The following is a 13676-nucleotide window of genomic DNA, read 5'->3' as shown; positions in this document are numbered from 1 at the left end:
GAAGAGAATATGTTGTGTTTGATTAAAAAGGGTTGTTTTGAGGCTGTGCCGGTTATGCGTTTTTCACCGTTTGCTCTTGATTATCTCTGTCTTGCTTTCCCGGCTTATGGGCCAGGCTTTTTAGGGCGATAGTGCCGAAGATGGCGATAGTACAACCGATGCTAAAGTAGGTTAGCCATAGGAATGGTTGGTCAATAAGCGGTAGCATGAAGACCGCGCCACCTGCTCCAGTGGAGATTTTGATGCCGCTGCTGAGGATAAGGCCACTTGCCACGCCACCTGCAATCATCTGCATTGGGATAATACGCATAGGGTCTTTTAGTGCGTAAGGAATGCAGCCTTCACCGATACCGCAGAAACCAAGGATAAATACTGATACTGCCGAGGTTTGGTCGTCTTTGTCGAAGAATTTAGGGAAGCATTTCGCCATGATGCCAAGGGTAATACCCGGAATACATTTCGCAGCAGTGAAGGCGGCATAGAATTCCCAGTGTCCTTCGGTCCACATTGCGATACAAAAGAGGTAAGCAATTTTGTTAATTGGGCCACCAAAGTCGAAGTTGGACATCATGCCAAGGATAAGACCTAAGATCAGCAAGTTAGCACCACTCATCGACAGAAGGCCTTCTGTCAGAACGGTGTTGAGGTAACTAAAGATGATGCCAGGGCCAATCAGCATGGCTAGGCCAGTGATTAAACCGCTGAATAATGGAGTAAGGATCAGGGTTTTCACACCATCAAGCTGTGCCGGTACTTTCAGTTTACGGATAGCCATGATAGACAATGCTGCGATTGCACCAGCTACCAGACCGCCCATGAAACCTGAGCCAACTATGGTTAAGGTACCGAAATTACCACCGTGGGCAACTAAGCCACCGACAAAGCCAGGAGCAAGGCCAGGCTTGCCAACCATTCCATACGCTGTATAAGCCGCAATAATTGGTACCATCAGCCCAAGGGTGTTAATACCTAGGTAGTAAAGGTGGTAAACTCCAGTATTGGCAGGATCATGGGTATAGTCATACCCGAATACTAGGTTAAGGATACCGATCGTCAGGCCGCCAAAAATGATGATTGGGATAATGTGGGATACACCAGCCATGGCGCCTGCATACCAAAGCTTCAGGAAAGCTTTGACCGGGTGCTGCTTCTCTTCTTCTAAAAACGCATTCGGTGTTGAAGGTGTTTCACCGGCCGTTTTTTCTTCTTGATGCGCTTTTTCACCGCCATTAGCTTTTACTTTTTGTTCGAGTGCATCAATCATCTGTGCAGCATTTCTGACACCGTCTGCGACTTTACCTTTGACGGAGACTAACCCATCGAATCGCTCTGGCTCGGCGATACCTACGTCTGAAGCGATAATAATGCCGTCAGCTTCATTGACATCCTGTTCGGTAATGCGGTCTTCAATACCATTAGCGCCCTGCTTTTCTACCTTGATGGTATAGCCACGCTTCTTGGCAATAATCTCGAGTTTTTTTGCTGCCATATAGGTATGCGCCACACCTGCAGTACAGGCGGTTATCGCGAGTATTTTCATGAGGGGTTCCTTCGGTTACGTTTCACGCTTTTTTATCGGTGTTATCTAACAGTGTGTTTCTATATCGATAACATACATATTCCATATGTACTTTGGGTCTGTTGCCACACTTGATGAATATATAATCCAACAAATACCATACATGTTCTGTGATCGATCTCACTCATCTATAAATTTGTTTGTTATTGGTATGTTCTTGTTGGTTGTTTTAATCAGACCAATTTCTCAATTTGTTGTGTGAGTTCTTGATTGAAAGGGGGCGGTTGGGTATTCTTTGGCTCAATATCACCTATCAAGGAACTAACTGTGGCGAGAAAAACAAGATATCAACAAATTGCCGACACTATTATGGAGAAAATCAGTAATGGTGAACTACAGCCAGGTGATGCGCTACCCAGTGAATTAGATTTGAAAGATCAATACGGTGTCTCCCGCGATACTATCCGACAAGCCATTAAGTCATTGGTTGAAGAGGATATTCTAGAAAGGATTCAAGGAAGTGGGACCTATGTCAAAAAGCCAAAGGTCGATTATCAGGTATACCAGCTGTTGAGTTTCAGTGAATCGGTTGCAGACAAATCCCTACCTTTACAAACCGATGTGTTGACGTTTGAACTCATAACGGCAGATGAAGTATTGGCGGAGATCTTCAAATTGGAAGAGGGTGCACGTCTATATCACATTGAGCGCCTGCGACATATTGAAGGTCGGCCTGCTGTATTTGAGGAGTCGTGGATGCCGGTTGACCTGTTTCCTGAGATGAATATGGAAATTCTGTCCCGTTCAAAGTACGAGTATGTCGAACATACGAAAGGGTGGCCAATTGATTTTGCTGATGAAGAGATTAGTGCCAAAAAGCCAACGGCCAAAATCGCTAAATTACTGAATGTAAACGAAAATAACCCCGTTATCTGCAAAGTAACGTCTACTATGCTCAAAGATGGAGTGACTTTTGACTACGGTGTGTGTTATTTCCACCCAAACGAGTATAAGTTTGTTTCCCGAGCATACCGATAGTAATAATCTCACTTTTCTCCCAAAGCGAGCCCCTGCCATTGCTGGGGCTTTTTGTTTGTCTTTTGGATATGAAACCCAACCACTTTTCAAACAATTTTGAGGTGGGTTTTAATTTGTTGAGGTCAGTCACAGATCTTCTGTCTGCAATTGGTATGCTTTATCTAAAGCTGATCTACAACGAAATGAGAATTACATCATGCAATTGACCGCTCTTACCCATCCATCATTAATCAATGTCCATACAACTTTCGAAAATAGCCATGATGCTATCCATGCGATGGCTGACCAGCTTGACCAGCATGGCAAATTGCATGACAAAGAAGCTTTCTTGGCGGCAGTGTTCGAACGTGAAGCCCATGGCCCGACGGCACTTGGGGAAGGTCTAGCCGTACCACATGGTAAAACGGACGCAGTAAAATCGGCATCTTTTGCAATGGCTACTCTAAAGCAAGATGTGATGTGGCAGGGTATTGATGAAGAAGAAGCAGTAAACATTATCTTTCTGCTAGCTATTCCAGACGGCGAGGCAGGTTCTACTCACATGCAATTGCTGACTGAGCTGACATCTTTGCTCGTCGATGACGATATCCGTGAGGCGATGGTCGCTGCAACCACGCTTGATGAGGTGATGACACTACTTGATAGTGAGTGTGTTTAAGGGGCGGGTCTGCCTTTTTGAAGCGATAAACAAAAAGCCCGGTAACCATCCGTACCGGGCTTTGTTTTATTGGTGAGTCGCTTTTTGTGGGAATAGTTACTTATGGGTGATAGTTACTTATGGGTGATAGTTATTTCGCCTTAGCCTCTATCGCATTGCGGTTCAGTGCCGCGAAGCGGTAGATAATATGGACAAACTTGCTAAATGGCATTGCGACAAACAAGGTGAACACCGTGCCGAGGTGGATAGCCAGGGTCATCCCCATCAAGGATGTATCTCTGACTGCCAATAATAACAAACCAGTGATACTGACCAGCATTAGCAACACCAAGAAGGCGACATCCATACCGAACATGCTTCTTACCGACGGTTGCTCAGCAAAGTTGATTTTGGTCCACAGCAATCCGGCAGGGCCAATGATCAAGCCGATCCCCCCTACTGTACCTAGTACAACCGGCAGGCTGAAGTAAGGGTAGGGGGCAGGCCAGCCAAACCCGTAGTCATAGACGGTGGCGACCGATGTAGCGGCAAAGCACAGCAGGAAACCGTACATCATGAAGTGGTGGAACACCCGTCGGGTATTGGAGAAGGACTCATTGCGGGTGTTACAGCCTTCGCCGTTACCGCCAAGGTGGCGCAAGGTCAGGGCATCTTTCAAAGCTGGGATCAGGTTCTCCCGCGAGAAAAATTGCTTAAAGCTATAGCCTGTTGTTCGCCAGAAACCGGTAAACGACATCACCAGTGCGGCAATGACAAATAGCATGGCGCTTCCCATCAGGGCGACCATCGCGTTGTGCGGCATGATGGCGTAGAAATCGCCTTGGTGTTCACCAAATAAGATCTCAGGTGACTGGATAGCAATAGCGATCAAAATAGCTAAAGACACACTGACCAGTGTCAGCATCGAAACAAACAAGCCGTTATGGGCAATGAGGCCCGATAGTTTACCCGGCCAAGCATATTTCTTGTAAGTCTCGTTCCTCAAGTCTCCCAATGCCTTGGGCACATTGAGGTTGAACGGGTGCGGTGCGGTGTACTGGCAGGCGTGGTAACAACCTGTACAGTTGTGGCAGAGGTTGGAGAGGTAATCCAAGTCCTCGTCGCTAAACTCACGGCGTTGCTGCATCGCTGGAAAAACCGCGCAGAAGCCTTCGCAATAGCGGCAGGCATTACACACTTCCATCACCCTGCGGGCTTCTTGGACCTTGTCCTTGTACTGGGTATTCCCCTTGTCGATGAAGATGATGTCTTCCTCAAGAATTTGCGCCATGGCTTGCCTCCTTGCCTGCAATGCGTCCAAATACGGTTCCGATAGTCATGCCTAGTCCGGCAAGGTAGCCTTTGCCCAATACGTTACCGGCCATCACCTCACCGGCTGCAAAGACATTTTTCGATGGTTGGCCGTCGGCCATCAGGGCCCTCGCATGTTCGTCAACTTTGACACCCAGGTAGGTGAAGGTAATGCCAGGGCGAAGCGGGTAGCCATAAAATGGCGGCTCGACGATTTTGCGTGCCCAGTGGGTTTTAGGAGGGGTTAGCCCCTCGGTACAGCAATCATCTAAGACCGTATTGTCGAATGTCCCTGGGGTGACGTGGGCGTTGAACTCGTCCACTGCCTGCTGCAGCTTGGCCGGGGCGAGCTTGAGCTTGGCTGCGAGTTCCTCGATGGAGTTGGCTTTGACCGGCGGGAATACCGAGGGCATGAAGTTGTTGATAGATTGGCTGTCGATGATGACATAGCCGATTTGATCCGGCTGGGCAGCAACAAGGCGACCCCAAATCGCGTAGCGCTTGGGCCAGAAGTCTTCCCCTTCATCATAAAAGCGTTCGCACTGGTTATTGACCACAATGCCGAAAGAGACACAGTCGAGCCGGGTGACAATGCCGCCATCAAACTTTGGCGAACGGGCATCGATAGCGACGGCATGGCATTGGTCGGGCTCGCCGACAGGCTGGAAGCCGTTATTGATAAGCTCTTTGAGCAATCGGCCTTTGTTGTAGGGGGTACCGCGGATAATGAAGTTCTCTGCCGCAGGTCCCCAGGCCTCTTTCAGCCAGTCGATGTTGGCCTGGAAACCACCTGCTGCCACCACTAAGCTGTTGGCGCGGATTTCATAGGGAAAGCCTTTGGCATTGACCACGGCTTTTTTGAACACACCGTCTTCTATAACCAGCTCTTCAACTTCGGTGTCGTATTCGATCTCCACCCCCATTTTTTCTGCCGACAGGTAGTAGGCGTTCACCAAGGCTTTGCCGCCGCCAAGGAAAAACGCGTTGGTACGCGATAGGCTTAGGGTACCGCTCAGCGATGGCTGGAAGCGGACGCCGTGGGATTTCATCCATTCGCGGACGCTTTCAGATTCACGGATAGCCATGCGGGCAAGCTTTTCATCGGTATTGCCACCGGTGACCCGCATGAGGTCTTCCCAGTATTCGCTTTCGGAATAGCTCTCGCTCAATACGTCCTGCGGCTCGCTGTGCATGCAGCGCAGGTTTCGGGTATGGCGGCTGTTGCCGCCGCGAAAGACTTTGGGGGCATGCTCGATCACCAGAACCGATGCTCCTTGCTCCCTGGCACTAATGGCAGCGCAGAGTGCAGCATTGCCTCCTCCCACAACCAATACATCCCAGTGTTTTGATAAATCAGCCATTGATTTGCTCCGTTACCAGCCCATAGAGTGCTGGACTAGTGTTAATAATTGTTCGCCTACCACGCCGCTCGGGTATTCCAGCACCATGACGTAAGACATGGTTTCCAATACCCCGAGCGTCAGCCCTGTCAGCACGGCAGTTCGTGTCCAGCTGGCGTTGGCTTCTTTGCGAAGGAAAGTGATATAGAAAAGGGTCACAGCGGGCAGGAAGCCGGCCAAGATCACCGTGCCGGCGAAACCACCAAACCACCACAGGTAGTAGTAGAACGAGCGTTGGTAGTGGTTGTCATTTTCCAGGTCTTGCAGTTCGACAGCCGCGGTTTGGGAACGCCCAAGCCGCCATAGGTGCCAGGCCATGGCAATGATCATGGCGAGGCTCACGATTCCGCCAAACACACCACCTAACAAGCTCAACTGAAGCGCTTCGTAGCCAGCCCAGATGAAGAAAGCCAAAATCACCGTGGTAAAGAGCTTTTGCTCGGTAGATATCTTTACCGGGGCTTGTGAAATTTCCGGCTTAGGTTGTTTTTTGAAACTAAACCAAAGCGATGCTGCCGTTAGCAGGGCAATAATGATAGTGCCGGGACGGAGTAACATTTCGGCGCCGTAAAACTGCATGGCTTGGTAAAGGTAGGTCTCGATGTTACCTGCCAAGACAAAGCCGATCAGGAATGCCGGGCGGGGCCATTCGAAACGCTTCATCGCCAAACCAAGGATACCGATGGCAAACAAGGTCAACAGATCGCTGATATCCCGCGTCGCCTGGAAGGCGGCAAAACTGATCACGACCAGCATAAACGGCGCCATCAGAGCATAGGGAATCGTGGTGAGCTTGGCGACCTGGCGTGAGAACAACAAGCATAGCCCGGCACCGAAAATGTTGGCGATGGCCAGTGACCAGACGATGGTGTAGGTTAGCCCGAGGTTGTCACTGACCATGGAAGGGCCGGGTTCGATGCCAATTAGCACCATGCCGCCGAGGAACACCGCCATGCTGCCAGATCCGGGGATACCGAATAGTAATGTCGGGATCAGGCCGCCGCCTTCTTTGGCATTGTTGGCCGACTCAGGAGCCAGTACGCCACGGACATCGCCTTTACCAAATTCGCTATTGTCTTTGGCGCTTTGTTTGACGTGGCCGTAGGCGATCCAGTCAACTACGTTGCCACCCAACCCCGGAATGGCGCCGATCATGGCACCGATAGAGGCACACCTGACACATAGCCAGCGATAGAGCCACATATCGCGGATCCCCTGTACCCAACCCGAGCGAAGTTCGCCTTGGGATATAGCACCGCCTTGGCGCAGCAGGTAAATGATTTCGGGAAAGGCAAAGATGCCCAGTGCCACGACGACCAACGGCAAGCCGTCATAGAGGTAGAACATGCCAAGTGTCATGCGCTCTTCACCGGTGGCGGGCGCACTCCCCACACTACCTAGCAGCAAGCCAAGGCCACAAGCCATGAGGCCCTTGCTAATACTGTTGCCAGCTAATACGCCAACCATACTGAGCCCTAAGATAGCTAGCATGAACAGTTCTGCCGAACCGAGGCTGAGGATCAGTGGCCTTGCGACCAAGACAAATACGGTTAAGATCAGAGCGCCGAATACCCCGCCGAATAGCGATGCGGAAAAGGCAGCGCCAAGCGCCCGTGCAGCCTGGCCTTTCTTGGCCATCGGAAAGCCATCGAGCACGGTGGCCTGGGAAGCACTGGAGCCCGGGATTCCCATCAAAACCGAGGTGAAGGTATCGGAGGTTGGGATCACCGCAACCAACCCGATCAGCATTGCCAATGCGGGCACGGTGTCCATACCGTAGAGAAACGGTAGCAATAGCGAAAGTCCCACGATGCCGCCCAGGCCGGGGAAAACCCCGACCGCAAGCCCCATCAGCACCCCAGCCAGCATATACAGCATGCTTTGGGGCTGGAACACTTCAGCTAGTGCCAAAAAGAGAGTATCGAACATGCATCACCTCTAGAATCGGGCGTTGAATCGTTCTTTTAACCAAGCTTGTACCCAAGCCTGATCGTCTTTGCTGATCGCTGTCGCCTGTTTGTAGAGCGTACCAATGTTGTCACCGGTCGCTGGAGTATAAGCGCCGAGGGCTAGCTTTGATGCTTGGATAAACTCTGGGTTGTTGGCGACTTTCTCAAAGGCCGCCTTATAGGTGGCAATCACGTCGGGATCGGCATTTTTCGGCAGCAAGACCAGCTTTTGCGCGGGGAAGCCGGGGATGAAAAAGGCTTTCCAGGCTTCAAAGGCTGGGCCTGCTGGTGCCTTGCCATGGATAGATTCGTAAACCTCGGCAAAGTGCGGCAGTTCTGGGAACGAAGGATCACGAATAAGGTTGCCTTGTGAGTCAAGTGCACCCCAACTCATCAAAGGAACGGCTTTGCCTTCTTTGACAAGAGGAGTGACTTTCGACAAGTAGGCTGACGATGTTTGGTAATCAAGGTTCACTTCACCGCGCTCAAAGGCCAGCCGCGCTGCACCTTTGCCTGTCATGCCAAACACTGGCTTAACGTCCATGCCGAGTAGCTCGAAAGCTAGAAGGGGGATGAGGTCGAGAGAAGTTGGGCCCTGGCTACCGTAGGTGAGTGCCGATTGGGTATTTACTAACTTTTCTGCAGTATCAATATTCAATTCTGGGTTTACGTAAACCACCCCGCCTGATGGCGAGGCAAAAACGGCTTCCCAGTCGAGGTAGTCATAACGAACACGCTTGTCATCCAATAGCCACGGCAGTTGGGTAGTCCCTGAGGTTCCTAATAGCATCAACCCGTCTTTACGGGCTCTTTTCTGAAAGAAATTAGCCCCCTTTATCGAGCTTCCTCCCGGCATATTTTTAATCACGATGGCAGGTTGGCCGGGAAGGGCTTCTGTCAGGTAAGGAGCGATAAAGCGCGCCCAGCGGTCAGTACCGCCACCTTCTTTAAATGGGATCACCCATTCGATACGTTTACCGCTGAAGTCTGTCTCAGCCACCGCAGGGGTAGAGATACTGATGGTGGAGATGGCGGCAATAAACACACCGGAAATAAGCCGTTTGAATTTGTTCATGTTCGCTTCCTGTATATCCGTTCGGGTAGGAGGTGTTGTTGTTTTTATTTTGTATTTAATTGTATACAATGAAATACAATAATTAACAATATATCAACATTGGTCAATAAGTGAGCGCCAAAGTATGAGCTGAATCGACTTTTTTATTTGGTATCTGTGGTGTCATCAGGTGTTGTAAATGATGTGTTAGTACATTTAAGTTTATTTAAAACAACACTTTAATCGTTGTTGTGAATAGAAGGGAGCAAGGGGAGACTGATGGAGCAGTTTTACGAGTGGTTCAAACCTTCAGTGTTAACAGAATTGCAATTCGCCATTCTGATCGCATTGAGTTTTGTAACATCGGCGATAACGGCAATTATGGGTGTCGGGGGCGGTGCTGCCCTGATTGCGGTGATGGCGAGTTTCATGCCGGCAGCGGCGATTATCCCCGTTCATGCTGTGGTACAGCTTGGCAGTAATGGCGGCCGGCTATTGCTGATGCGCAGGCACGTTGTCCGCCATTTCGTGTTGTGGTTTGTGGTCGGAACAACTAAAGGAGCCATGATTGGCGGCAATATCGCCGTGTCTTTGGAGCCAGCCTATATCCAATTGATACTGGGCGGCTTTATCTTATTCAGTTGCTGGGTACCCATTGCTTCTGCGCTAAATGGCAAGAAGAGCCTGACCATACTCGGATCGCTGACTTCTTTTTTGACCATGTTTGTTGGGGCAACAGGGCCGTTTGTCATGGCCTCGATGCGACATATTATTGGTGACAAGCAAAAACTGGTTGGCACCATGGCAGCGCTAATGACCGCGCAGCATTTGATCAAGGCGGTGGTCTTCGGTTTGCTAGGCTTTGCGTTTGCCGAATGGCTAGGCGTTATTTTGCTTATGATTTGTAGTGGTTTTTTTGGCACAATGGCTGGAAAGGCATTACTTGAGCGGGTTTCAAACGAAAGATTCCAGCTAGCGCTGCGTATTATGCTGACCTTGCTGGCACTGAGAATGCTTTGGCCTGCGTTCGGGCAGCTGTAGTTGTCAGGGCGTTGAGCGGCTCGCTTATTTGAAAAGGAAGATAGATGAATACGATGGCTGCGTTAACTGCTGAGGATTTTAGCTTCGAGCTTGAAGCAGAGGAGCAAAGTGCTATTGAAGGTACTTCGCGGTCGGAATTTGCTTATCACATGCTGCGAATGGCGCTGCAGCGAGGGGTGTTCAAGCCGGGACAGCGATTAAGGGAAGTTGAATTATCAACGGCACTGAATGTGAGCCGTACACCTATCCGCGAAGCGCTGCACCGCCTTGCCAATGATGGCCTGCTGACTATCAGTGCGAATAAAGGGGTAGCCGTGGCGCAGCTGGATATCCAGCAGGTGATGGAGCTTTATACCATGCGCGAAATCCTGGAAGGGGCTGCTGCAGGGCTGGCCGCGACGCGGGCGTCTGATATGGAAGTGATGTTGATGCAGCAGTTACTGGATGAAGATAGGCAGTCGGCGGCAGATGACTATGCCCGCCATGCGCTAATGAACCGCCGCTTCCACCGTACCATTTACCAAGCGGCCCATAACCCGTATTTGCTCCGTTCGCTTGATGGCCTGCGTGATGCAATGGCCCTGCTTGGCAAAACAACCTTGAGCGACCCAACCCGTTGGCACACCGCCCTTGAAGAGCATCAGGCGATGGTTGATGCAATTAAAAACCGCGATGCGGCTTTGGCAGAAAAGCTCGCTCGCTCCCATGTCCAAAATGCGCTTAAAGAACGTATGAAGCAGTTTATGCAGTAACTGTTTGCTGACAAGTAGAATAAAAACAGCGCCGCCTTCGATAAGAAAGCGGCGCTGTTGATTTTCAGGAACTGTTTATTTTCAGTCGTTGTTTACCGGCTCAACAAGATAGTTATGGATAGTGACATCCCCGGCATCATCTAGGCTCACTGACCATGTTTCATTGACCAGTAGGTTGACATTTTGGCCCTTGAGCACTGAATTTTCAAAACTTTCGGCTTGTAGGCGGACACGTAACTCGACATGGTACTTGTTACCTTCAGCGCCACCTTGCGATTTGATTTCCACCTGTTCTATTTGATGGTCGCAGCCCGGCTTGAAGGTGGTACGGGCAATAGCATACCAGTCGCGGAAACCTTCGTGGCCGATAAAGGTGCCTTCTGGCATTTCAATGTTCACATCCTCTGCCAGGAATTCGGTGAAGAAGGCATTTTCTTCAGGCAGTTTGTCGAACTCAGCAAACCAGTTTGCCACGAACTTCTGGATTTTGTTGTCGGCAGAGCCTGTGATGCTCTCAACCTGTGCTATTAACTGGTTGGCATGGGCGCGGGCACGGCCTTCCACTTCTTCTTGGGTGTTGTAGACACCTGGGATATAGACCATGCGGTGGCTATACACTGGTTTGTGGTACACCATGCCAGCAAGGTACGCAGTCTGCTGCAGCGGGTACATAAATTGCTCAACCGTAAAGTGGTTGTAGCCCAGAGGGTCATAAGACTCTTCAGGCCCGCCAATGGTGAAAGACAGGGTGAGGTCTTTGCCTTTGAGCTTGTCGCCTTTTGAGCCGTAGGCAAAGTTGTAAGAGAAAACATCGTCGAGATATTTCTTCAACAGTGCCGGCATCGAGTACCAGTAGAACGGGAATTGCAGCACCACCACATCAGCTTTTAGCAGTGCTTGTTGCTCTGCCTCTACATCAATTTGGTAGTCCGGGTATAGGCTGTCAAGGCGGCGCACTTCAACGCTGTCCAACCCTTGCTGTAGTGATTCTAGGATCACTGTGTTGGTGTATGACTCGTCTAGGTTTGGGTGGCCTGAAATTACCAGTACGTTGCTCATTGTCTTGCTCCCGCTCGTCTCGCTCTTGATTTGATGGGGTAAGTGTATCTAGCTAGATTGATAATTTTTAGATGATGTTTTCCTAATTCATTATTAGGATTAAGCTAATAATGTTAATTGAATCGATAAACCCGTGAGGTTAGTTTGAACGGTGCAACCTATAACCAGTTGATGATGTTCCACACCATTGTTAACGAGGGCAGTATTTCTAGTGCGGCGCGCAAGCTCGAGATCGCTCCGCCGTCGGTCAGCCAGGCGCTGAAAACCCTCGAGCAGCAAATGGGGCTGCCGCTATTTACCCGGACTACCCGGCGGATAGAGTTGACCGAGGCCGGGCAGCTTCTGTTTGAGCGTACCCAAGGGGCGATGTCGGATCTCAGCTTTGCGGTCGAGAGCGTCAAGGATTTAAGTGAAGATCCTTCCGGTAAGGTGCGGATCACCACTCCTCGTTTTGCCTACCAGTACCTGCTCAAGCCGATTTATGTCGAGTTCTGCCAGCGCTATCCCAATATCCAGCTGGAAATCTCTATCAATGACGCGGCGGTCAATATCATTAGCGAAGGCTTTGATATGGGGATACGTTTTGGTGACCGGGTTGAAGAAGGCATGGTCGCTCGCCAGTTGACTCCCCCTACCAAGGAAGCGCTGTTTGCCTCGCAGGAGTATATCGACAAGCATGGCATGCCTACATCACCGGACGATCTCAAACAGCACAAGCTGATCCAATACCGTTTTATCGCGTCCAATCAATTGGCGCCGCTTAGATTGGATAACAAAGGGCAGGACATAACGGTGGACATGCCGTTGGGGCTCATCGTCAACGATACTGATGTCATGGTAGACGCGGCGGTCAATGGCTTGGGTATTGGCCGGGTAATTGAGCCGATGATTGAGGACTTGCTGGCGGAGAATCAGCTTGTGCCCGTGTTGGAGCCTTACTGGTACCCCTATTCTGGCCTTTATGTGTATTTCCACCAGAACACACAGAAGGCCAAGCGGGTACGGGTGTTTATTGACTTCTTGGTCGAAAAGTTAGAGGCGGCTAAATAACAGCTCTTGATTATCGGTTATCGGCAGTCGTAGGCGGTGCCGAGCAAGGAAACCGAGGTCGTAAAGTTATGCGGGCTCATGATCACTACGGTATCGGCACCCATGCGGAGGGCATTGTTTTTCAGCTCGTTGACTGCGCCTTGGATCAGCGCGTCATTGCTGTAAAACAGGTAAGAATACCAGTGGCCTTCATTACCGGTAACTTCACCGACCCAGCTGCATTTTTCTAGGTTGAGTAAGCTGGTGGTTAGCACACGGACTTGGTCGGCTTGAGGAATTAGCTCTTCGCTTGGTGTGACACAGCCCAAAAGAAACAAGCTGATCAAACCTGCCGATAGTGTCTTTTTCATTTGTTTAAAATCGCCTACTGGTAATACCTGAAATCGGCGCTAGATTACCACCATAATCACTGTGTGCTAAGTGATTTTTATGTAAAGGTTTTTCTCAGTTTAATTTTTAGCAACCCAGTGCTAACAAGGGGATGTAGCAGCGAATGGCACCTAAAAAAGCCTAGTACTGTCCCTCATAATCAAAGAGGGACAGTGAACTCAAAACGCGTAGATACTAGTTGTTCATGGCTGGTTTTTTTTTCGATTTGAGCCAATTCATAACAACACCTTGTTTCCACATCAGCAGTCCCGTCAAGGTTACCATGGGTACCGCTACCCACATCACGATGCCTGCAAACAAAGGGTCAGAGCTCCAAGGTGAGTAAATAAAAGCACCTAAAAATGCCGCCATAACGAGGTGAATAATTCGCGTTGCTTTCCTGAATGTTGAGCCGTTCATTAATATCATTCCTTATGTTGACGCTGTCCACATTAAAGATGGTAGCGACTAAAGTTGACAGCGTCAACATGGGTTGG

The 13676-nt window shown here is 50.0% G+C and carries 12 protein-coding genes and 1 pseudogene; 5 read left to right on the top strand and 8 right to left on the bottom strand.

The annotated features are described in order from the left end of the window. Nucleotides 1-52: 52 nt before the first annotated feature. Nucleotides 53-1540: a PTS fructose transporter subunit IIC gene (locus ACXAGQ_RS21690; RefSeq protein WP_475256712.1), complete on the bottom strand. Its 1488-nt coding sequence runs from the start codon at nt 1538-1540 to the stop codon at nt 53-55. A 306-nt stretch (nt 1541-1846) separates the two neighbouring features. Between ACXAGQ_RS21690 and ACXAGQ_RS21685 the strand changes: the two genes are divergently transcribed. After that, nucleotides 1847-2557 (top strand): UTRA domain-containing protein, encoded by a 711-nt coding sequence (locus ACXAGQ_RS21685; protein WP_475256711.1) that lies wholly within the window; start codon nt 1847-1849, stop codon nt 2555-2557. Between the two features lie 196 nt (nt 2558-2753). Beyond that, nucleotides 2754-3206, top strand: a pseudogene (locus ACXAGQ_RS21680) (fructose PTS transporter subunit IIA); the annotation flags it as partial. Nucleotides 3207-3345: 139 nt separating this feature from the next. Here ACXAGQ_RS21680 and tcuB read toward each other — a convergent pair. Genes tcuB through ACXAGQ_RS21660 form a run of 4 tightly spaced genes read right to left on the bottom strand, consistent with a single transcriptional unit; the run spans nt 3346 to nt 8929 of the window. Then, a complete protein-coding gene (gene tcuB, locus ACXAGQ_RS21675; RefSeq protein ID WP_475256710.1) occupies nt 3346-4485 on the bottom strand; it encodes a tricarballylate utilization 4Fe-4S protein TcuB in 1140 nt (379 codons plus the stop codon). Continuing rightward, the gene (gene tcuA, locus ACXAGQ_RS21670) at nt 4469-5866 is read right to left on the bottom strand and encodes an FAD-dependent tricarballylate dehydrogenase TcuA (protein ID WP_475256708.1); all 1398 of its coding nucleotides are present in this window, start codon (nt 5864-5866) and stop codon (nt 4469-4471) included. Before tcuA ends, tcuB begins: the two co-directional genes overlap by 17 nt. A 12-nt stretch (nt 5867-5878) precedes the next feature. Next, complete coding sequence (locus ACXAGQ_RS21665) at nt 5879-7834, bottom strand: tripartite tricarboxylate transporter permease (RefSeq protein ID WP_475256707.1); 1956 nt, start codon at nt 7832-7834, stop codon at nt 5879-5881. Between the two features lie 9 nt (nt 7835-7843). Then, a complete protein-coding gene (locus ACXAGQ_RS21660; protein ID WP_475256706.1) occupies nt 7844-8929 on the bottom strand; it encodes a Bug family tripartite tricarboxylate transporter substrate binding protein in 1086 nt (361 codons plus the stop codon). A 258-nt stretch (nt 8930-9187) separates the two neighbouring features. Between ACXAGQ_RS21660 and ACXAGQ_RS21655 the strand changes: the two genes are divergently transcribed. Next, the gene (locus tag ACXAGQ_RS21655) at nt 9188-9949 is read left to right on the top strand and encodes a sulfite exporter TauE/SafE family protein (protein WP_475256704.1); all 762 of its coding nucleotides are present in this window, start codon (nt 9188-9190) and stop codon (nt 9947-9949) included. A gap of 44 nt (nt 9950-9993) precedes the next feature. After that, on the top strand, nt 9994-10701 hold the full coding sequence (locus ACXAGQ_RS21650) for a GntR family transcriptional regulator (RefSeq protein ID WP_475256702.1): 708 nt from the start codon (nt 9994-9996) through the stop codon (nt 10699-10701). Between the two features lie 81 nt (nt 10702-10782). Here the strand turns inward: ACXAGQ_RS21650 and ACXAGQ_RS21645 are convergent, their stop codons facing one another. After that, nucleotides 10783-11760, bottom strand: coding sequence for an NAD(P)H-dependent oxidoreductase (locus ACXAGQ_RS21645; RefSeq protein WP_475256700.1), 978 nt, complete (start codon nt 11758-11760; stop codon nt 10783-10785). 144 nt (nt 11761-11904) lie between these two features. Here ACXAGQ_RS21645 and ACXAGQ_RS21640 point away from each other — a divergent pair, with 144 nt between their 5' ends. Beyond that, nucleotides 11905-12810, top strand: a complete 906-nt coding sequence (locus tag ACXAGQ_RS21640) for a LysR substrate-binding domain-containing protein (RefSeq protein ID WP_475256699.1) — start codon at nt 11905-11907, stop codon at nt 12808-12810. Between the two features lie 17 nt (nt 12811-12827). On the opposite strand, the gene ACXAGQ_RS21635 is transcribed toward ACXAGQ_RS21640, so the two are convergent. Further along, the gene (locus tag ACXAGQ_RS21635; RefSeq protein ID WP_475256697.1) at nt 12828-13160 is read right to left on the bottom strand and encodes a DUF4156 domain-containing protein; all 333 of its coding nucleotides are present in this window, start codon (nt 13158-13160) and stop codon (nt 12828-12830) included. A gap of 214 nt (nt 13161-13374) precedes the next feature. Then, nucleotides 13375-13599 carry a hypothetical protein gene (locus ACXAGQ_RS21630; RefSeq protein WP_475256696.1) on the bottom strand — a complete coding sequence of 75 codons (225 nt, stop codon included), beginning with the start codon at nt 13597-13599 and terminating at the stop codon, nt 13375-13377. Nucleotides 13600-13676 lie beyond the last annotated feature (77 nt).

It is taken from the genome of Photobacterium sp. ABD4_091 (assembly GCF_056160145.1).
Note: the sequence above shows the minus strand (reverse complement) of the source record. Positions and strands in the feature narration are given on the sequence as shown.